Annotated in this window: 15 protein-coding genes; 13 read left to right on the forward strand and 2 right to left on the reverse strand. The window is 50.0% G+C overall.

Features of this window, described 5'->3' with window-relative positions; all coding sequences use genetic code 11:
- Positions 1-5 precede the first annotated feature (5 nt).
- From ABFZ84_RS06360 to ABFZ84_RS06370, 3 genes are read left to right on the forward strand one after another with little or no spacing between them, the layout of a single operon-like run.
- Complete coding sequence (locus ABFZ84_RS06360; RefSeq protein WP_369313117.1) at positions 6-3,344, forward strand: aminotransferase class III-fold pyridoxal phosphate-dependent enzyme; 3,339 nt, start codon at positions 6-8, stop codon at positions 3,342-3,344.
- A gap of 17 nt (positions 3,345-3,361) precedes the next feature.
- Positions 3,362-5,149 carry a non-ribosomal peptide synthetase gene (locus ABFZ84_RS06365; protein WP_369313118.1) on the forward strand — a complete coding sequence of 596 codons (1,788 nt, stop codon included), beginning with the start codon at positions 3,362-3,364 and terminating at the stop codon, positions 5,147-5,149.
- Positions 5,146-8,487, forward strand: coding sequence for a non-ribosomal peptide synthetase (locus ABFZ84_RS06370; RefSeq protein ID WP_369313119.1), 3,342 nt, complete (start codon positions 5,146-5,148; stop codon positions 8,485-8,487). Before ABFZ84_RS06365 ends, ABFZ84_RS06370 begins: the two co-directional genes overlap by 4 nt.
- Here ABFZ84_RS06370 and ABFZ84_RS06375 read toward each other — a convergent pair.
- Complete coding sequence (locus ABFZ84_RS06375) at positions 8,482-9,228, reverse strand: thioesterase II family protein (RefSeq protein WP_369313120.1); 747 nt, start codon at positions 9,226-9,228, stop codon at positions 8,482-8,484. The two genes, ABFZ84_RS06370 and ABFZ84_RS06375, sit on opposite strands and share 6 nt — an antisense overlap.
- Positions 9,229-9,419: 191 nt before the next feature.
- Here ABFZ84_RS06375 and ABFZ84_RS06380 point away from each other — a divergent pair, with 191 nt between their 5' ends.
- The 9 genes from ABFZ84_RS06380 to ABFZ84_RS06420 all read left to right on the forward strand — a co-directional run bounded on the left by ABFZ84_RS06380 (position 9,420) and on the right by ABFZ84_RS06420 (position 20,585).
- Positions 9,420-10,238, forward strand: a complete 819-nt coding sequence (locus ABFZ84_RS06380; protein WP_369313121.1) for an alpha/beta fold hydrolase — start codon at positions 9,420-9,422, stop codon at positions 10,236-10,238.
- Positions 10,235-11,071, forward strand: coding sequence for an alpha/beta fold hydrolase (locus tag ABFZ84_RS06385; protein WP_369313122.1), 837 nt, complete (start codon positions 10,235-10,237; stop codon positions 11,069-11,071). The genes ABFZ84_RS06380 and ABFZ84_RS06385 overlap by 4 nt, the downstream gene beginning before the upstream one ends.
- A complete protein-coding gene (locus ABFZ84_RS06390) occupies positions 11,071-12,576 on the forward strand; it encodes a lipopolysaccharide biosynthesis protein (RefSeq protein WP_369313123.1) in 1,506 nt (501 codons plus the stop codon). Before ABFZ84_RS06385 ends, ABFZ84_RS06390 begins: the two co-directional genes overlap by 1 nt.
- Before the next feature lie 188 nt (positions 12,577-12,764).
- On the forward strand, positions 12,765-13,628 hold the full coding sequence (gene metF / locus ABFZ84_RS06395; RefSeq protein ID WP_369313124.1) for a methylenetetrahydrofolate reductase [NAD(P)H]: 864 nt from the start codon (positions 12,765-12,767) through the stop codon (positions 13,626-13,628).
- Positions 13,628-14,692, forward strand: coding sequence for a homocysteine S-methyltransferase family protein (locus ABFZ84_RS06400; protein WP_369313125.1), 1,065 nt, complete (start codon positions 13,628-13,630; stop codon positions 14,690-14,692). The genes metF and ABFZ84_RS06400 overlap by 1 nt, the downstream gene beginning before the upstream one ends.
- Before the next feature lie 10 nt (positions 14,693-14,702).
- Positions 14,703-17,348 (forward strand): methionine synthase, encoded by a 2,646-nt coding sequence (gene metH / locus ABFZ84_RS06405; protein ID WP_369313126.1) that lies wholly within the window; start codon positions 14,703-14,705, stop codon positions 17,346-17,348.
- A 114-nt stretch (positions 17,349-17,462) separates the two neighbouring features.
- Positions 17,463-18,668 carry a dipeptidase gene (locus ABFZ84_RS06410; protein ID WP_369313128.1) on the forward strand — a complete coding sequence of 402 codons (1,206 nt, stop codon included), beginning with the start codon at positions 17,463-17,465 and terminating at the stop codon, positions 18,666-18,668.
- 190 nt (positions 18,669-18,858) lie between these two features.
- Positions 18,859-19,740 carry an SDR family oxidoreductase gene (locus ABFZ84_RS06415; protein ID WP_369313129.1) on the forward strand — a complete coding sequence of 294 codons (882 nt, stop codon included), beginning with the start codon at positions 18,859-18,861 and terminating at the stop codon, positions 19,738-19,740.
- Positions 19,741-19,745: 5 nt separating this feature from the next.
- Positions 19,746-20,585, forward strand: a complete 840-nt coding sequence (locus tag ABFZ84_RS06420) for an MOSC domain-containing protein (RefSeq protein ID WP_369313131.1) — start codon at positions 19,746-19,748, stop codon at positions 20,583-20,585.
- On the opposite strand, the gene ABFZ84_RS06425 is transcribed toward ABFZ84_RS06420, so the two are convergent.
- Complete coding sequence (locus ABFZ84_RS06425) at positions 20,582-20,809, reverse strand: hypothetical protein (protein WP_369313132.1); 228 nt, start codon at positions 20,807-20,809, stop codon at positions 20,582-20,584. The two genes, ABFZ84_RS06420 and ABFZ84_RS06425, sit on opposite strands and share 4 nt — an antisense overlap.
- 92 nt (positions 20,810-20,901) lie before the next feature.
- Between ABFZ84_RS06425 and ABFZ84_RS06430 the strand changes: the two genes are divergently transcribed.
- Positions 20,902-21,831: a histone deacetylase family protein gene (locus tag ABFZ84_RS06430; RefSeq protein ID WP_369313133.1), complete on the forward strand. Its 930-nt coding sequence runs from the start codon at positions 20,902-20,904 to the stop codon at positions 21,829-21,831.
- The last annotated feature ends 15 nt before the right edge of the window (positions 21,832-21,846 follow it).

The following is a 21,846-nucleotide window of genomic DNA, read 5'->3' on the forward strand; positions in this document are numbered from 1 at the left end:
ATATCATGACAGAACAAACAAGTGGAAACAGAGCAGGGCGCATTTTAACGCGCCTGACCGAACTCGCGGCGGAACTTTCTGGGTTTGACGTAACTGACCTTTCGCCGGACCAGACATTTTTGGAACTAGGCTTTGACTCGCTGTTTATGACGCAGCTCGCGACTTCTTTTCAAAAAGAGTTCAACGTCAAAATCACTTTCCGCCAATTGATCAGCGAATACCCCACTTTGAATGCGATCTTAGGTTTTCTTGACCAATCGCTTCCGCAAGAGGCATTGGCGGAAGAACCTGTTGCGCACGTTGCACCGGAACCAGAACCTTCGAGTGTGCCGATTGGGTCGCCTGACGAAATTGCACCAACATTAAATACCGGTCCCCAGAATGTGAACACTGATGGCTTGGCAGCAATCTTTGCTGAACAAGTTTCACTGATGGCAAAGCAGCTAGAATTGTTGCGCGCGTCAAAAACGACGGTGCCAACAATCCCGACTCCGATCACTGATGTTGCCAAAGCGGTCGCAGTGAAACCGACGGCTGACCGAGCTGAAACAAAGCCTTCTGTGCCTACGGGGTTTGGACCAAAAGTTGACGCTGGCGCGAGCGATAAGGACGTACTTACGCTCTCCCAGCAAGCCCATATCGACCGGCTGGTCGCGCGTTATAACAAACGTACCGAGGGATCAAAGGCCCAAACGCAGGCGGATCGGGCGCATCATGCCGACCCGCGTACCGCCGCAGGATTCAACCCACTCTGGAAAGAGATGGTTTACCCCATCGTCGTTAAAAAATCTTTGGGTGCGCATTTATGGGATGTGGATGATAATCAGTATATTGATATTTTAAACGGTTTTGGCCCGAATTTTTTTGGACATCGTGCACCCTTCATCACTGATGCGTTAAAAGCACAACTCGATAGCGGGTATGAAGTCGGGCCACAGACGCCGCGTGCCGGAGACGCGGCAAAGTTGCTTTGTGAGTTAACCGGGATGGACCGAGTTAGTTGGGTTAATACAGGTTCCGAAGCTGTGCAAGCTGCTATCCGAATCTCTCGTACGGTGACGGGGCGCGATAAAATTGTTGTCTTTAAAGGCGATTATCACGGTAATTTTGACGAAGTGTTGGTACGCGGCGTGACCACGGCAAAGGGCGAGGGTCGAACATTGCCGCTGGCACCTGGAATACCATTTCAGTCCGTAGACAATGTTATTGTCGTTGATTATGGCGAGCCGTCTGCGCTTGAGACTATTCAAAAACATGCGTCTGAAATTGCGGCGGTTCTTGTCGAACCTGTACAAAGCCGGCGGCCAGAGTTTCAGCCGCGTGAATTCCTTCATGAACTACGTGCTTTGACCCAAAAAGAAGGCATCGTTCTGGTCTTTGACGAAGTCATTACCGGTTTCAGAATTCGACCCGGCGGGGCGCAAGAGTACTTTGGGATAAAAGCGGACCTTGCCACCTATGGTAAAATTATTGGCGGGGGAATGCCCATTGGTGTTGTTGCGGGTCGTTCAGAATTCATGGACACGTTTGACGGCGGCATGTGGCAATATGGTGATGATAGTATTCCATCTGCGGGGGTTACATTCTTTGCGGGTACTTTTGTCCGTCATCCTATGGCAATCGCTGCGGCCTATGCGTCATTGCAATATTTGCAAAATGCCGGACCTGGTTTGCAGGAGCGCGTCAATAAGCTCGCAACTCGTTTGGCAACTGAACTGAATGAATTTTTTGATGAACGTGGCGTGGATATTTTTGTTGCGCATTTCGCGTCGCAAATGTTCATTCGCGTAAATGAGCAAAGTGATCTTGCGACACTTTTCTTCTATCATATGCGCGATCGTGGGATTCATGTTTTGGAACATTTTCCATCATACATGACTGCGGCGCATACGGACGAAGACGTCGATAGAATTATTGCCGCAGCAAAAGACAGCATCTATGAAATGCAGTCTGATGGCATTTTAGAAAGCCCAGAGAGCGATTCCGGCGTGATCGCTGGGTGGTCAAAAAAAATAGGCCTGACCAACGCCCAAAAGGAGGTGTGGATCGCATCGCAGATGGGCGAGATGGAATCTTGTGCATTTAACGAATCCGATTCGTTTGAGATCGATGGTGATCTTGATCTAAACGCGTTTCGAAGTGCGGTTGAGGATACATTAAACCAAAACGAAGCGTTTCGGTTGAGGTTTGACGCGGGGGGAGAGTTTCAATCGACTGCCGGATCACTACCTATCGAGCTTTCATTGACGGATCTCAGTAGTTTGGGGGCAGATGGCGCGCGTCAACAACTTGCCGCGCAGCTAGAGAAGCTCGCGCTTACGGCATTTGATCTTGAAAAAGGACCGCTGGTTCGGGCGAATTTGTTCTGTCTAGAGGCGTCGAAGCATGTTTTCGTGATCTATTGTCATCATATCATTTTTGACGGTTATTCAGCGGAGTTAATGATCCAAGAAATTACCGATCGGTATGCGGCTAAGGTGAGCGGTGGCGTACGCGAAAATTCTGATCTTATTCCGTTTGGTATATATGCGGAGAGAATGGAAAATGCTGGCAACGAAATTCCAACCTACTGGTTAAAGGTTTTCGCAGAGGATCACCCGGAGCCGTTAGATCTTCCTACCGACCGACCGCGAGGTGCAAAACGTCAGTATAATGGCAATACTGTTCATCGAGAGTTGCCGCAGAAATTGTGTTTAGGTGTAAAAGAAGCCGCTAAGCAGTTGGGCGTTAGCCAGTTTGCGCTTTTGCTCTCCGCCTATTCGGCGTTGCTCTCGCGGTTGACGAGCCAAGAAGATATGGTGATCGGTGTTCCAACGGCTGGGCAAGCGCGCGAAAACATTGATGCAATTGGGTATTGCGTAAACATATTGCCGGTACGGACTAACCCTGGATTTGAGGATGAATTTTCCGATTTTGCCAAGGGGCTTCAAAAAGCAACCTTTGATGCTTTCGACAATCAAAACCTTTCTATAAGCGACCTTATGAATCGGCTCAAAATTCCTCGCGACCCAAGCCGGCTAGCGCTGATAGAAACGGTGTTTAATTTCAGTCGATATTTCTCGGGCGTGTCAATGCCGGGGTGCACACTTACCGCACGCGAGAATCGCCGATTTGCGGTCTATCACGATCTATTTTTCAATATTGTGGATGCCGGCGAGTGTTTGGTTATCGATTGGGATTATGCGGCGGATTTGTTTGATGAGGAAACAATCAGTCGCTGGATTGATCATTATATTGCGTTGCTATCGGATATTGTGCGTCATCCAAAAAAACGAATTGGTGATTTGTCGTTAATCGTTCCCGAGGGCAGCGCAGATATTCTATCCGTAGGGCCAAACGGGTAACGGTTCGGGAACACACGATGACGGTAACGGTCGATATAGAACAGCTGGAAACTTGCGTTGATGTCTTGGTCACTGACCGCGCGCAGAAACGCCCAGATGATGTCGCAGTCATTGTTGACGATAAACCTTATACCTATCGTCAACTCAACTTACGCGTAGAGGCTATTGCGGCGGCGCTTTCTGAACGCGAAGTGGTCGCGGGTAATTTTGTCGGTGTGTTGCTTGAGCGATCATTCGACATGGTGGCTAGCGTTTTGGCAATTATGCATTGTGGGGCGGCCTATGTTCCGCTTGATCCGGAATTCCCTGCGCAACGTTTACAGCATATGATTGATGATTGCGGCACGCGATTGGTCGTTAGCCAATCTTCGATCGCTGATATAGGGCTGAAGGGTTCGTTTGAGTTTTTGTTCGTGGAAGGGGTCACTGATGGTTCTGTGACCCGTGCACCAATCCGGCCAGATGATCTTGCCTATGTTCTTTATACGTCAGGATCAACAGGGTTGCCAAAAGGTGTTGCGGTCGAGCACCGAAATGTCGTCAACTTCCTTCTCAGTATGGCGCAAGAGCCGGGGTTTACAGCCGCGGATAGGCTTTTGGCGGTGACGACGCTTTCATTCGATATTGCTGGGCTTGAGTTATTTTTGCCGCTGATCATGGGCGGTACAGTGATTATTGCTGAGCGCGATGACGTGGTTGATGGCGAACGATTAAAAGACCTGATCTCTCGGCATAAAGTGAGCGTCATACAGGCGACTCCATCGACTTGGCGACTTCTGCTAGAGGCCGACTGGCGCGGAGGTATTGGCTTTAAGGCGTTTTGTGGAGGGGAAGCATTACCGGTTGATTTGGCACAGGCGCTATCCGCACAATGCGATGCACTATGGAACATGTATGGACCAACAGAAACAACAATCTGGTCGTCTTGTTATCATCTACCAAAAGGGGGAACACCCGTATTAATCGGTGTACCTATCGCCAACACTCCAATATACGTTTTAGACAAAGCAGGTAGAAAAACACCACCGGGAATACCAGGTGAAATCTATATCGGCGGGGCCGGCGTCGCGCGCGGATATTTGAATCGTGAAGATTTGACGGCAGAGAAATTTTTGCCCGATCCATTTTCCGGAACAGAAGGCGCGCGAATGTATCGCACCGGTGATTTCGGGCGGTATCTTACCAATGGATTGCTCGAATATCGAGAGCGTGCAGATGCGCAGGTAAAAATTCGCGGATTTAGGGTTGAACTTGGCGACGTTGAAAGCGCGATTACGGGGTTTTCGGATGTCAAACAATCAGTTTGTAAAGTCGTAGAGCCAAAACCGGGTGATACGCGTCTTGTTGCCTATATAAAGGCAAGCGATATTGATGTCGGTGCATTGCGTGCGTTTTTGCGTGATTACCTGCCCAACTATATGATCCCGCAACATTTTGTGGTGGTTGATAATTTCCCCATGACACCGAATGGAAAAATTGACCGCCGCGCATTGCCTGAGCCGGAATATACTGAGGTCGTTTCAGAAAATTACAAAGCGCCGTCAACACCTACCGAAGAATGCATTGCTCAAACTTTTTCAGACGTTTTCGGTATAGAAGAGATTAGCATAAATGCGAATTTTTTTGAACTTGGTGGACATTCAATTTTAGCGATGCGTGTATTGTCTACTTTACGAAAATCGCTTTCGTCAAAAATTAGCTTACGGATGATATTTGAAGCGATAGACATTGCCGCGTTAGCATCGGAAATTGATAATTTAGCACCGAAGAAAAACGATGACGACCGAGAGGAGTTATTGTTTTGATCGCGTCTAGGAAAACCAGTGATAAAATCCACATCTTTATGGACGAATGGGCACGAAAGGGTGTCGAGTTTTCGTTGCATGAAGGCGGCCTAAAAGTATCTGCGCCCAAAGGCATGATTGACGCCGCTGCCGCAGAAAAAATTCGGGCATTAAAGGCTGATATACTTGAAGTGCTCGAGAATGATGGCGGGCCGGGCATTGCAAAAATATCCCGTGTTGAACGTAGCGACCAGCATCAGCTTGGCTATGTGCAGCAACGAATTTGGGCTCATGAGCAGATGCAGCCCGATACGATTTTATATCAACTTCCGGCCGCTTGGCGGTTGGATGGTCCGCTTGAAATAGGCACGTTGAATCGCGCTTTGAACAAGGCTGTTATACGACATGAAATTCTACGTAGCCGGTTTTCGACCATTGATGGATCGCCTGTTCAACAGTTTGTTGACCATGAAGAATTCGCGATTCCGATAACGGATTTGTCAGAAACGGTGGCCGATAAAATCGACGACGAACTACGCCGCCAAGTATTGTCATTACGCGATACACCATTAAATCTTACTGAGGGTCAAAATTTTCGAACACATTTATTCCGTATATCAAGCGATAACCATCTATTTTTCTTTATGCCGCATCATTTGGTTTGGGATGGTTGGTGTTTTGATATTTTCTTGCGTGATCTGTCCGCGCTGTATAATGTCGAGTGCGAGGGTATAGAAGCACCGTTGCCTGCGCTCGAATTCCAATATGTCGATTATGCCCAATGGCATCGAGACTGGTTAGGTACCGCATTTTTAGAGCGCGAGCTAAGCTTTTGGACAGAGAACCTATCGACAGATACGCCGCCGCTTGCGCTGCCGCTCGATAATCCTCGTCCAGCATTGTTTAATCATGCCGGGGATTGCGTTGAATTTGAGTTGGATTCCGCGCTTTGTAAGAAGATAAGGGCTTTTGCAGAAAAACATCATTGTACGCATTTTGCGGTACTTCTAAGTGCATGGCAATGCTTTTTGATGCGGATTACGGGGCAGACGGATATTGTCGTCGGTGTACCAGTCCAGGCGCGACATCAACCAGCGGTCTCAGATGTTATCGGTTGTTTCGTGAATACATTATGTTTGCGCCAAAAAGTGCGGGCTGATGCAAGTTTTGCAGAGATGCTATCGGAGTCGAATGATTTTTTTGTTCGCGCTTATGAATATCAGGATGCCCCCGTAGACATGCTTGCGGAGCATTTGATTGACCAACGTGATCCATCACGTACGCCGATATTTCAGACTATGTTTACGCATCAACATGTGAATAGGCGACCTAAGTCAGTTGGGGCTTTGACGCTTACGCAATATTTTATCAGCCCTGGTGCAACACCAGTCGATTTAGAGCTAGGCATCATGGAGAGCGACGACCAGATTCATGGAGAACTAATTTATTGTACGTCGTTGTTCGAAGAAAGGACCATCAACCATCTTTCGGATTGTTTCCAGGTATTTTTATTATCGGCGTTAGAGAGTTCTGAAAACAGGATTGCTGATTTAGAAATTCTATCGTTAGCGGATAACAATAAAATCAATAAGGAATGGAATAAGACAGAGGCACCATACAATCGTGATGTTCTGGCATGCGATTATTTTGACCGCTGTGCTCACGAGGATCCGGAAAAGACCGCGATACAGTGTGCGGGAAATTCGATAAGTTTTGAGGCGCTACGCGTTCGATCAAATAAAATCGCCAATTACCTTAAGGAAATTGGCATTGGGCCGGGTGATTTTGTTGGTATTTTCCTTGACCGTTCGATTGATATGGTGGCGGTCATGTTGGGTGTATGGAAAAGTGGCGCAGCATACCTTCCGTTGGACCCCTCGTTTCCCGAAACCCGAATAACTTATATGTTGTCTGATGCTGGCGCCAAGGCCGTCGTGACGGCTGGTGACACACAGGCTTTTTATTCAGAAATTGATGTGCGGATAATTGATCTTGAGGTAGATAAAGAAGAGATTAATGCGGTTTCTGGTGATGATGTAGCGCTGACAAATTGGGATACTGAAAATCCGGCCTATATTATCTATACGTCGGGATCTACGGGGAATCCGAAGGGTGTCGTCAATTCACATCGTGCGCTGTGTAACTTTCTGGAAGCTATGGTCAAGACGCCGGGAATTAGTCGCGATGACCGTCTGTTGGCAGTAACAACGATATCTTTCGATATATCAATTTTAGAGATTTTTCTTCCGCTTTCAGTTGGTGCGACGCTGATCGTGGCGACAGCGGATGACGTCGTTGATGGAATCTACCTTAGTGATTTAATTGATCATCAAAATATCACGATCATGCAGGCGACGCCTGCGACATGGCGGTTATTGCTTGATGCTGATTGGCAGGGCGCGCCAAAATTAAAGGCGTTGTGCGGCGGTGAACCATTACCGGCTGTGCTCGCGAGCGCGCTTCTGCCGCGTGTCGCATCGCTTTGGAATATGTATGGCCCGACAGAAACGACAATCTGGTCTACCTGTGAGAAAATCGAATCTGCTGATGATATAAATGTAGGGCGTCCGATTGCGAACACGAAAACCTATGTTCTCGATCAATACAGCAAGCCAGTCCCGATTGGTGTGGTGGGTGATTTATGGATTGGCGGTGATGGTGTCGCCATTGGTTATCATAAGCGCCCTGATATTACGGCAGACAAATTTCAGTTCATAAAAAATTCGTCCACAGATAGAATCTACAATACTGGGGATCGGGCACGTTGGCGACAAGACGGCAAGTTAGAAATACTTGGGCGTGATGATGACCAGGTCAAGCTGAGGGGATACCGGATTGAACTTGGCGAAATTGAAACCGCGCTCTCAAACCACGAAGCCCTAGCGCAGGCCGCCGCAGCGATACATACAGACCCCGATGGCGAGGCGTCTTTGGTTGGGTATGTCGTTTTCAAGGAGGGTGACCGTGCAACGGGAAGTGAGTTGCGGAAATGGCTACGACGCAGTCTGCCGCAATATATGATCCCGCAGTTTTTCACGCCACTTTCTGCGTTACCTTTGACGAACAACAACAAAGTTGATCGCAAAGCGTTGCCAGCGCCTTCCGGTGATGTGGCGCGTGTCGCCCGCGTGGCACCGCGCACAGAAGCCGAACAGGCTATGGCCGCCATTTGGGCCGATCTGCTTAAAGCACCGGATATCTCTGTTACGGATAATTTTTTCGAATTAGGGGGGCAGTCGCTTCAAGTTGCGCAAATGGTGGTGCGAGTGCGCGAGAAAATGGGCCTTTTCATAACCCCCCGGGCAGTTATTTTCGAAACGCTTGAACAACTGGTCGAGGGTGCGGCACCACAGTTATGATTGCGTCAATTTCTGTACCATGTCGTGCAGTAATTCATCGCGGCACGTCTCAAGAAAAAAATGTCCGCCACTGAATGAACGGCTGGTAAAGTTGCTCGTGGTTTCGGACTGCCAATCGTTCAACGGCGCGATTGACGTTATGGGGTCCGCAACGCCCGAATAGACGGTTAAGGGGCTCGGCAGTGGTTGATTTCGATTATAATTGTACGAGTTCAATAGTTTCAAATCTGAACGCAGGCTTGGAAGTGTTAGTTCGCGTATTTCATCAATCTCGAATGACGGATGCAATGTGCCATAACGTTCATTCATGACGCTCAAAAATTCATCATCATCAAGCGAGTCGATGTCGGGTTGCTCTATCGGATATGATTTTCCGGGCCACGGGCGCGCGGCGCAAAAAAGATGTTGCAAGCGCTCTGGGCTTTCAGTTGCGACGGTTCGCGCGAGTTCCAATGCTATAACTGCACCCAGGCTATGACCATAAAATGCAATAGGTAACTTTGGCCAACGTGCCATCGCCGCGTGGCATGAACCGATCATTTCAGTCCAATCAGTAAATGGCGGTGTGTTGATACGGTCTTCACGTCCGGGTAGCTGAAGTGCAAAGACTTCGATATGTGCGGGAAATGCCTTGGCCCAATGCCGGAAAACCGATGCGCCGCCCCCCGCGAATGGAATGAGCATTAACCGCGCTATAGCCATTGGGCGCGGTTCCAGGCATTTTAAAATGATCTCGGACATCAGCAAGCCCTGGTAATTTGTTGCGGCACCTTTATTGCAGTCATTTCGTCTGAACGCATCTATATGGTGCGCGAAAAACTAAACCTTATAAAGATGCGCGAATTAGCATAGGTCGGATTGGTTAATGACCATTAGCGGAATGCGATTCTGCCAGAACGCACTGTTTCGAAAGAAACGTCCGGAGGACGATCATGGCGGTGACGCCGTTTCATTTCGGCGCTAGCGAGCGAACAATGTTCGGCGTGTATCATCATCCTGAACAGCGGACACCGCGCGCGCCGGCAGTGTTGCTTTGTAATCCGTTTGGCGAAGAGGCTATACGGTCGTTCCGCATTTTTCGTGTTTTGGCCGAGCGGCTAGCGCGGGCGGGTTCGCCCGTATTGCGGTTTGATTATTTCGGAACTGGTGACTCTGCCGGTGAATGTTCTGAGTTTTCTGTGGCGGGAATGCGCGAAGATATTTTAACCGCCCATGATGAGTTAATCGACCTTAGTGCCAAGCAACGATGTGTGTGGGCTGGTCTTGGGCTCGGTGCTAGTGCGGCGTATTTAGCTGCGCTAGAGGTGCGTCCCGCGTTAGCTGGACTTGTGATGTGGGACCCGGCGATCAGCGGAACAGATTATTTGGATATGCTGCTCCGCTCGCATGTAAAGATGCGTGCGCAGTTTCTGGAGCAAGATGTCGCAAAAGTGCAAGCCCGAGATTTTGCCAATCCATCTCAGTTGGGCGAGGCGCTTGGTTTTACGCTTAGCCCGGAGCTGAAAACCGAAATCAGCGCAATCGATTTGTTGACGGCATCAATACCGACAGCGCGCAAGCTGTCGATAGTAGGTGCAGGGAGGGACGTGCAAGAAGACTTGGCGTGCCGTATCGGCGATGCGGGCCGTTCAATCGATCTTCATAAAGAAGAAGATGCGAATTCATGGAATTCGGACGAGGCGCTTAATGCCTATATGGTGCCAGTGAAAACGCTCGATAAAATAGTTGCGTCGATAGGCGGAGAACAATGAGCGAGCGCGTAGTTCAATTCGGTGAAGGCAATCGATTGCATGGTATTCTTAACCAAGTAGGAGGAAATGGACCCAACATCATTCTTTTTAATGCCGGAATTGTTCATCGCATTGGCGCACATCGTTTGAACGTAAAAATTGCGCGGCACCTAGCCAGTCACGGATTTAGCAGTTTGCGGTTTGATCTTAGTGGTCTAGGTGACAGCGCCGCCGCCCCAGCAGGGCGCGGGTTTGAAGAGCAAGCCGTTATGGACATCACGCAGGCTATGGATTGTGTGATCAGTGAAATAGGCGGCGATCAGTTCGTTGCTATTGGTATGTGTTCCGGTGCTGATAATTCCTATCGGGCGGCGCTGAGTGACCCTCGGATAAAGGGTATTATCCTGCTTGACCCCTACGCCTATGATAATTCTGCCGCGGCGTTCGAGAGTATGATTTCGCGTGTCACTGATGTTGACCGTTGGGCACGTAAGGCGAAAAAAATGGCTGGGCTTGAAAAACCAAAAGCGGTCCCGGCAACAGCCGATGACGATGACCAAGCAAGGCCCATTCCGCCGTTAGAAGAGTTTGGTGCAGATCTCGAAAAGCTATGCGACGGCGGTACAAAAATTTATATCATTTATACCGGCTTTGTAAAAAACCAGATCACGCGGGCGTCACAGTTTTTTTCAACCTTCAAATCGTTCGATTTCAAACATGCGATTTCGGTCGATGTCTTTCCTGAATTTGATCATACTTACACAGAGCTTGCAGGGCAGGATAAATTATTGTCGTGCCTTTCTGGTTGGTTTAACGAAAAGTTTCCTGTGGCATCCAAAGATCAGGGCACCTGATGAGTTTTGCCCCAGATCCCACAGAACCTGTCCAGCGATCATTGAGCGAGCGTGTGGCCCGTGGCGCGGCGTGGATCGTCTTGGCGCGTTTTGTTATTCGCTCGCTTGGGTTGATCAACACCCTTGTGTTAGCGCGATTACTCGTGCCGGCGGATTTTGGGATTGTGGCCGTTGGTCTTGCGTTGATGCAACTTCTTCAGAATGTATCTGACATTGGTGTTTCGCAAACGGTGGTTAAATTCCGCAATGCTGACCGCGTAACGTTTGATACGCTTTTCACAATGTCGGCGATACGCGGTGCGGTGGTGAGTTCGCTTTTGCTTATCGCTGCGCCTATTGCAGGGCACTTTTATGATGATCCGCGTGCGGTTGTAGTGTTCGTATGCGTTAGTGTGGTGCCGTTGTTTCATGCGCTTCTTAACCCGCGTTACTTTGAATTCGAACGGGATCTCGATTTTTCAAAAGAGTTCATGACCACGGCGTTTAACAAGTTTTTGGGGATCGCATTTTCAATTACAATCGCATTGGTCTTTCGTAGTTATCTGGCAATATTGATGGGGCTTATCGTCAGCGCGTTTACGCAGATGATCCTTTCTTACATTGTTCGGCCATACCTGCCGCGTTTTACACTGGCGTCATTCAAAGAGCTGTTTGGTTTTACCGGGTGGTTGACGGGGGTTAGTTTTATGGCGGCCCTAAACAACAAGCTCGATATGTTGTTTTTGACTAAAATGATTGGGCCAGCGAATGCCGGGGCGTATTATCTTGGCGATAGCGTTGCGGCGCTACCGTCGCAAGAGGTCGCGACGCCAATAGCACGGGCGATTTATCCCGGCCTGTCAGAGTTGCAATCGAAGCCGGAAAATATGCGTGAGGCCTATTTGCGCGGTGTTGAAGTTTTGGGCCTTATCGCTATGCCAGCGGCATTTGGAACATCGTTTGTTGCTGCCGACCTGGTTGCATTGTTGCTAGGTGATCAATGGGATTTGGCTGTGCCGATGGTCAGATACTTCACGCCGGTTGCGGGGTTGATGGTTTTATTCTCCGCGACGCAAGGTTATGCGATGGCGTGTGGGCGCACCCGGTTGATTTTTTTTCGGGAGCTATTCTACTTTATAATTCGTATGCCAATTTTTATCTGGGCCAGCGCAACTTATGGTATGATGGGCGCGGTGCTGTCGACGGCGGGGGGCGGTATGCTTCATATGGTATTAAACCTTTCGCTTTTCAGCCGCATTAGCGGTCGCCCATTTTACGAATTGATTTGGCGAGTCCGGCGCAGTTTTGTCGGCGTTGCTGTAATGGCCGCCTATTTCTTTTGTCTTCGGCCAACGCTACCGGCGATTGACGCGCTACCGTTATTGCCGCGATTTATCACCGACGTCGTTTTGGGGGCTGGGTTCTACTCCACCGGGCTACTTGGTGTTTGGTTTGCGGAGGGGCGGCCCGCCGGCGTCGAAGCAACATTGTGGCGGCAGATTTCGTCACGCCTATTAAAGCGCTGATCGCTCAATCTTAGCTTTGGCCTATTCGCATAGCTATTGGCGGGTCGTACCCATTTGAGCTGCCGTGCCGAATTAACTCTTTTCATTCATATAAGGATATGTTTATATCATTATATTGCGCTTTGGGCGCGGTTTGATGCTGCGCATTTATTACTTATTACGGAATTTCAATATGTTAGGCCTATCTCATGGGTGACCTCTCAATTTCATTTGAAATGTTCCCGCCCAAAAATCCAGAAATGGAAATGCGGTTGTGGGACAGCGTTGAGCGACTATCGGCGCTTGATCCGGCTTTTATTTCGGTGACATACGGCGCAGGTGGTTCCACCAGAGAACGCACGCATGATGTTGTTGAGCGGATAGCAAAGGCGGGTCAGGTTCGGTCGGCGGGCCACATTACTTGTGTCGGTGCATCGCAATCAGAGGTAGACAACGTCCTCCAACATTATTGGAATTCCGGTGTTCGTAGCATTGTTGCGCTTCGTGGTGACCCACTCGAAGGGGTCGGCGCTGCCTATACGCCCCATGAAAATGGGTATGCCTATGCGTCTGATCTGATCGAGGGCGCTCGCAAGATCGGGCCGTTTGATATTTCCGTTGGATGTTATCCGGAATGCCACCCCGAAGCCAAAGACCTTAAGCATGAATTGGAAACACTAAAACGCAAATTTGATGCGGGTGCGGATCGTGCGATCACACAGTTCTTTTTTGAGCCTGAAACGTTTCTGCGGTTTGTGGATGCCGCCCGAGATGCGGGTGTTGAAAAACCGATTGTGCCGGGAATCATGTTGCAATCAAATTTCACTGGTCTTGCGCGGATGGCAAAAATGTGCGGAACCGCTATTCCGCAACGAATAGCTGAACTCTATGACGGGTTGGAAAAAGACCCGCAGACGCGCGAGTTGGTCACAGCGCACCTTGTTGCGGAACTGTGCAATAAGCTTCGCGACGAAGGCGTTTCGAATTTTCATTTCTATACCATGAACCGCGCTAACCTTGCGCTGTCCACATGTCGTTTGTTGGGTGTAAACCCGAATAAAGAGGCCGCGTAATGAGTAGGCTAGAACGAGTAAAAGCCCTAAGGGAAGCCGCGAAAGAACGAATTCTTATTCTTGACGGTGCGTGGGGCGCGATGATCCAACGCAAGGGTCTTGAAGAAGAAGACTTTCGCGGCAGTCGGTTCGCCACGCACAATTCAGCGCTAAAAGGTAATAACGACATTCTTTGCCTGACACGGCCTGATGTTATTCGGGAGCTTCATGGCGAATATTACGCTGCCGGTGCTGATATTTCCGAGACGAATACATTTTCGTCCACAGTGATTGCCCAAGATGATTATTCGCTCGGCGCAAAAGATGTTCAGGACATAAATTTCGAAGGCGCAAAAATCGCGCGGGAAGCCGCAGCCGAGTGGACAAAAAAGACGCCAGAGAAACCGCGCTTTGTTGCCGGGTCTATTGGGCCGCTCAACAAGATGTTGTCGATGTCGTCCGATGTGAATGACCCCGGTGCCAGGTCCGTGACGTTTGACGAAGTTTACGATGCTTATGTGATGCAGATCCGGGCCCTAAACGAAGGCGGTGTTGACCTTTATTTGATTGAAACCATCACGGATACATTAAATTGTAAGGCTGCGTTGAAAGCGATCAGCGATCTTGAAGCCGAAGGTATGGACAAGCTGCCGATTTGGATTTCGGGTACGATCACTGACCGTTCTGGCCGGACTTTGTCGGGGCAAACAGTTGAAGCCTTCTGGAATTCGGTTCGTCATTCAAAACCATTCGCCATCGGGCTTAATTGTGCGCTTGGGGCATCGCTCATGCGGCCACATATTGCTGATCTTGCGCGCGTTTCCGACACGTTGGTTGCGGCGTACCCAAATGCGGGCCTACCCAACGCATTTGGCGAGTATGAAGAAACCCCCGAGCAAACTTCGGCAATGCTAAAAGAGTGGGCCGAATCTGGCCTTGTGAACATGCTTGGTGGATGCTGCGGTACGACACCAGATCATATTTCGGCGATTGCTGCGGCTGCGGATGGCGTCGCTCCGCGCCAAATTTCGGAACGCCCGCGCGCCATGCGATTAGCCGGGCTAGAGCCATTTGAACTTGCATAAGAAAAAAGTAATGACCAACCAAACTGCTAATTTTGTTAATATCGGTGAACGGACGAATATCACCGGTTCTGCCGTTTTTCGTCGCATGATCACCGAGGGACGCTATGCGGATGCGGTCGAGGTCGCACGCCAGCAAGTTGAAAACGGGGCGCAAATAATAGACGTCAATATGGATGAAGGAATGTTGGATGGCGTTGAGGCTATGCAAACATTCCTTAATCTATTAGCCGCGGAACCGGACATCGCGCGGGTGCCAATTATGATTGATTCCTCGAAGTGGGAAGTGATCGAAGCGGGCCTTAAATGTGTGCAGGGAAAAGCCGTCGTAAACTCGATCTCGCTCAAAGAGGGTGAGGAGCCGTTTCTAAAACAGGCGCGTATCGTCCGTAGTTATGGCGCAGCCACCGTAGTTATGGCCTTTGACGAAAAGGGCCAAGCGGAAACGGCTGACGAGAAAGTGCGCATCTGTACGCGGGCATACCGGCTTTTGGTTGATGAGGTTGGCTTTCCGCCCGAAGATATTATTTTTGATCCGAACATCTTCGCTGTGGCAACAGGCATCGAAGAGCATAACGATTATTCGCGCGCTTTTATTGACGCTGTCAAACGTATACGGAAAGAATTGCCCGGTGCGCATGTGTCTGGCGGATTGTCGAATGTTTCGTTCTCGTTTCGCGGGAACGAGCCGGTACGACGTGCCATGCATTCGGTGTTCCTATATCATGCGATTAAAGCGGGCATGGATATGGCAATCGTCAATGCGGGCCAGCTTGATATCTATGACGACATTGAGCCTGACTTACGTGAGCGTGTTGAAGACGTAATTCTCAATCGGCGTGATGACGCGACCGACCGCCTGCTGGATATCGCAGAGAAGTTTCGCGGACAAAAGGGCGCCGTTCAAGAGAAAGATCTTTCATGGCGTGAAGGCGACGTTAAGGAACGGCTATCCCATGCGTTGGTTCACGGCATCACCGAATACATTATCGAAGACACCGAGGAAGCTCGTCTTGCAGCTAACCGACCGCTTCATGTGATCGAAGGCCCATTGATGGACGGCATGGGGATCGTTGGCGACTTATTTGGTGATGGCAAAATGTTCCTGCCGCAGGTCGTGAAATCGGCCCGCGTAATGAAGCAAGCCGTGGCGCATCTTCTTCCGTTTATGGAAGAGGAAAAAGTCCGCCTTGGGACTGCTGACAAGTCAAATGGCAAAATCTTGATGGCGACAGTGAAGGGCGATGTCCACGATATCGGTAAGAATATCGTCGGTGTGGTGCTTCAATGTAATGGCTACGAGGTCATAGATCTAGGTGTGATGGTTCCTGCAGAAACTATTCTGGAAGAAGCCAAAAAGAACGAAGTGGATATTATTGGTCTCTCGGGATTGATTACACCATCGCTTGATGAAATGGTTTTTGTGGGTGCTGAAATGCAGCGCCAGAACATGAACCTTCCTTTGTTGATTGGTGGCGCGACGACATCGCCGGCGCATACGGCAGTGAAAATTGAACCAGGCTATAAGAATGCGCCAACGCTTCACGTCACTGACGCTAGCCGCGCTGTCGGCGTGGTTTCGTCGCTGCTTTCTGATGATGACCGCCCGCGTGTTTGGGAAGAAACAAAGGAAAAGTACGAAAAAATCCGCCAGTCTCGTTCCGGCGGTGCGCGCAAAGAACGATTGGCCATTGCAGACGCGCGTGAGCAGTCATTGAAACTTGATTGGTCACAACCTGCGCCCAAGCCATCATTCATCGGTGTGGAGACTGTTGATGACGTCTCTCTTGAAGACGTATTGCCGTATATGGACTGGACGCCATTCTTCATGAGCTGGGATCTGAAGGGACGGTACCCGCAGATTTTGGACGATGACAAACGGGGAGAGGCCGCACGCGGCCTATGGCGTGATGCGCAAGCTATACTTGAACGCATGGTCGCTGAAAAATGGTTGACCTTAACGGGCAGCGTCGGGTTCTGGCCTGCCAATACAGATGGTGACGACGTCATCGTGTGGTCCGATGAAGGGCGCTCCAGCGAGCGCGCGCGGTTTCATACGATTCGTCAACAGATGAAGAAAGAATTCGAACATACCAATATGGCGCTTTCGGATTTCGTTAGACCCACATCAATAGGCGATGACTGGGTTGGCGGATTCTGTGTAACGGCTGGTCATGGCGAAGCGGAACGGTCGGAAGCATTCCGCAAAGCGAATGACGACTATTCTTCGATAATTGTCAAAGCACTTGCAGACCGTTTTGCGGAAGGGTTCGCAGAATTACTCCACGCCCGGGCGCGCCGCGAATTATGGGGCTATGCGCCAGATGAAAATCTCGATCGGGAAGCACTGATCGAAGAGAAATATGATGGTATTCGTCCTGCGCCAGGCTATCCGTCACAGCCTGACCATACGGAAAAGGAAACTTTATTCCGGTTGTTGGAGGCGGAAAAACGCGCCGGGGTTGAGCTAACGTCGAGCTGTGCCATGACGCCGCCCGCGAGTGTTTCGGGTCTTTATTTCGCCCATCCGCAGTCAGTCTATTTTGCTGTTGGCAAGATCGAAAAAGACCAAGTGGAAGATTATGCCAATCGGAAAGGCTGGCCGTTGAGTAAAGCCGAACGTTGGCTGGGGCCAATTCTTAATTATACCCCTGAATAGACGAAAACGTTGCTCTCTCGCTGTTTTCGGGTTGATTTGATTTCTGCTTCCGGCACAAATTGCACTATCGAATAGTTTTGGCGTGAAACGCCTTTATTTAGGAAAGTGGATTTGATGCGAAACTTGCTGCCTGTTCTTCCCCTGATCATTGCATCTGGCGTTTTGCCGGTGTCGGCGATGGCTGCGCCGTCTGAGCGTGCTATCGAAATCGCCCATAAATATATTACGATTGACGGGCATATTGATGCGCCGATGCATGTGGTCACGAGCGGTGCCGATCTTTCAACCGGTGAGAACACAGCTGAGTTCGACTTTGATCGTGCAAAGACCGGCGGTCTTGATGCGCCTTTTATGTCGATCTATGTAGCCGCAACATATGAAGAATCAGGCGGTGCGAAAGCGCGGGCGGATATTCTTATTGGCCTTATGGAAGGCGTCGCAGCACAATTCCCCGACAAATATGAAATCGCATATTCGCCCAAAGATGTACGCCGCATTTTTAAAGCGGGCAAAGTAGCGCTGCCCATGGGAATGGAAAACGGTTCCCCGATCGAAGGCGACCTCAAAAACCTCAAGCATTTTTATGATCGCGGAATTCGCTACATCACATTGGCACATTCCAAATCAAATCATATCTCAGATTCGTCTTACGATTCGAACAAGCGGTGGGGTGGGCTTTCTCCCTTCGGTTTTCAAATGGTAGAAGCGATGAACGACCTTGGTATTATGGTTGATGTCAGTCATTTGTCCGACGGCGCAATTGAGGATGTACTTGATGTCGTGCGTGTGCCGGTGATTGCTTCGCACTCTTCCATGCGACATTTTACGCCAGGGTTCGAGCGCAACTTATCGGATGAGCTTGCTAAAAAAATCAGTGAAAATGGCGGCGTGATCATGATCAATTACGGCTCGTCATTTCTGACTGAGGAAGCCAATAAATATTCCGATATGCGTACGGCAGCGCAGACCGCCGAAGAAGAAAAGCTCGGTCGCGCTATGACCCGTGACGAGATCGGTGCATTTAGGGAAGTCTGGTCCAAAGATAACCCTTATCCATTTGCTACGCTTGACGATGTTCTTGATCACATTGATCGGGCCGTAGAGGTTGCTGGAATTGATCATGTTGGTCTTGGTACTGACTATGATGGTGTTGGTGACAGTCTTCCAACAGACCTCAAGGACGTGACGTCGTTCCCAGTGTTGGTCGATGGCCTGCTGGAGCGTGACTATGACGAGGCAGCGATTGAAAAGATTCTAGGAGGCAATGCTCTTCGCGTTTGGGAAGAGGTTGAAAAAGGTCGCCGCAAGCGCAAATTCTAATAGCTATTTGTGGGGCTATCATACGATTTGCCTATTGGCGAAGGTTGATAGTCCCGCATATCTAATTCGAATAATGCTCGGGTGGGGCACTGCGCCGCAAAATCGATCCCATAACTGCCAAGAATTCTGGACCCCCAAGCCACAGAGCTCTATTGAGTGATGTAGCAATTCATTCGGGAAGGGTTCAGCTATGGGCGATCTCAAAGGCAAGACATTATTCATTACCGGTGCATCGCGGGGGATTGGACTCGCTATCGCGCTGCGCGCTGCAAAAGATGGCGCGAATATCGCGATTGCGGCAAAATCAGCAGAGCCACACAAGCATCTACCGGGTACGATTTATACGGCTGCGGAAGAAATCGAAGCGGCAGGTGGCAAAGCCTTGCCGCTTGTGTGTGATATTCGGTACGAAGATCAAGTTCAGGCGGCCGTCGATGCAACAGCTGAGAAGTTCGGTGGCATAGATATCTGCGTGAACAACGCTTCGGCAATTTCTCTTACTGGTACAGAAGCAACTGACATGAAGCGTTGGGATTTGATGCACCAAATCAATGCGCGCGGTACGTTTTTAACGTCTAAAACGTGCATTCCTTATCTAAAAAAAGCTGAAAACCCGCATGTTTTGACGTTGTCGCCACCACTCGACATGAGTCCAAAATGGTTTGGCGGGCATGTCGCTTACACTATGGCAAAATTTGGCATGTCGATGTGTGTACTCGGTATGGCGGAAGAATATAGAAACGCGGGCATTGCTTTTAATGCGCTCTGGCCACGTACGGCTATTGCGACGGCGGCGGTAAAGTTTGCCTTGGGCGGAGAGGCAATGATGCAGGCCTCGCGTACGGTCGATATTCTTTCGGATTCTGCTCATCTGATTTTCACCAAACCATCACGTGAATTTAGCGGTAACTTCATCATCGATGACACCTTTCTTTATGAAAATGGTGTCAAAGATTTCGAACAATATCGTGTTGATGCTTCGAAAAAGCTCGCGCCAGATTTCTTTGTTCCGGATGATGCAACCCCGCCACCAGGAGTCGCAGAGACTTTGATGGAGGGTATGCTAGGGTAGCGCTTATGCGCGTTACCTCGCTTCATATTTATCCAGTCAAAAGTGGTCGAAGCATAAGCCTTGATCAGGCTCATCTGCGCCCGCGCGGGCTCGCAAGGGATCGTCGGTGGATTATTACCGACGAGAATAATCGTTTTCTGACCCAAAGAGAGTGCGGCGCGCTAGCACGGATAATCGCGACGCCGACGGACATCGGTGTCACGTTATCGACCGATGGTGGTGACGCTATCGATATTGCGTTTCCGTCAACGAAGGTGCGGGAAGCTGTGGTGGTCTGGAAAGATACTGTGCTTGCCCTACCTGCAGGGACCGTGGCGGATTTGTGGGTGTCCGCTATCGCAGGGCGTCCTGCGCGTTTGTTGTTTATGGATGATGATGCGGATCGCAATACGCCCGGTAAATGGGGTGCGAAAACGCCTGTTAGTTTTGCCGATGGGTTTCCATTGTTGGTTACTTCGACGTCATCACTCAGTGATCTGAATAATGAGATAACAAAAGGCGCTGGCGAATCCGTTGGGATGGAACGTTTTCGGCCTAACATTGTGATTGAAGGTTCTGACCCTTGGGCTGAAGATTACTGGTCCTTGCTTGAAATCGGTGACGTCACAATAGAACTGGTTAAGCCCTGCGCCCGATGTCTTGTGACGACCAAAGATCAACGAACGGGCGAGGTCAAAGGGCGAGCCCCCTTAAGAACGCTCGGGCGGATACGGCGTTCAACGCATCCTGATTTACAAGGCGCGTTATTTGGTTGGAACGCTGCTGTCATTAAACAGGGCCGCATTAATGTTGGTGATTCCGTAAAGGTTTTGGAGCGGCGAGAAAATGGATGGCCGCTGGCTTAGTGGTGGTGCGGTTCGGTATTCACTTTACCGCATTTGCCACATTTAATGACCGCACCATGAGCATCATGGTGATCCACGTTGACGAGCAATTTGGTTTTGCAGCCACCACAACGATAGGTTTCATCGCCTCCGCCTTGGCGCAGTGGTTTGCCTGCTTCATGCGCTTCGATGTTTTGTCCTTTGGCCCGTTTCGGGTCAATGACGATCATGTCAAATTGCGGCATTGTTGAATCCTTGTTTGTTTTCGGTTCGCATTTGAGTGTGTTTTACCGTGTCGCGTTGTGCTATGACAACGATTGCTGATGAGGGGCGCATCATGACAACTTTATTGTACACTCATCCTTCTTTTGGTCGTCACGAAGTTCCGCCCGGCCATGTGGAACACGCGGGGCGCTACAAAGCCGTTGACAAAGCGTTGAATGCTGAAGAGTTCGCAGAACTCGACCGGCGTGAGCCGCCACGCGCCACGCCAGAACAAATTGAACGTGTACATCCACGTGTGTTTCGTGAACGAATTACTGAAAACGTACCCGAGCAGGGACTAACGCAACTGGACGCTGATACTTTTGCGGGACCGTCGTCGTTGGATGCGAGTTTGCGCGCAGCCGGTGGCGCAATCGACGCGATTGATGCGCTTTACAAAGGACACGCGCGTAACGCTTTTATTGCGGCGCGACCGCCGGGTCACCACGCTGAGCCAGACCGGGCAATGGGGTTTTGTCTCTTTAATGGCTCTGCGATTGCCGCGCAGCATGCGCGTGCTGTTCATGGTGCCCGCCGCATCGCCGTCGTTGATTTTGATGTGCACCATGGAAACGGTACCGAGGCCGCTTTTTGGCACGACGAACACGCATTTTATGCGTCGTCCCACGAATGGCCTCAATATCCTGGCACGGGGCGGGCGAGTGATCGCGGTGCATTTGATAATATTGCCAATGCACCTCTGCCCACAGGTGCGGATAGCGAGGCTTTTCGGCGAACCTGGGGAGAAATCCTTTTGCCTGCTCTTTCAGATTTTGCACCGGAAATGATCGTGATTTCAGCGGGTTTTGACGCCCATAGGGCCGATCCATTGGGTGGATTGGCGTTAGTGGAGGAAGATTTCGCTTGGATAACTGCTGAAATTGGGGCAATTGCCAAGGATAAGGCGCAGGGGCGGCTGATTTCTATTCTCGAAGGGGGCTATGATTTGCCTGCACTCGCAGCCAGCGCCTCTGCCCATGTCAAAGCCTTGATGGTAATGTAAAAAACACGCCATAAG

The sequence above is a fragment of the Hyphococcus lacteus genome, assembly GCF_041058985.1.
Taxonomy (GTDB): Bacteria; Pseudomonadota; Alphaproteobacteria; order Caulobacterales; family Parvularculaceae; genus Hyphococcus; species Hyphococcus lacteus.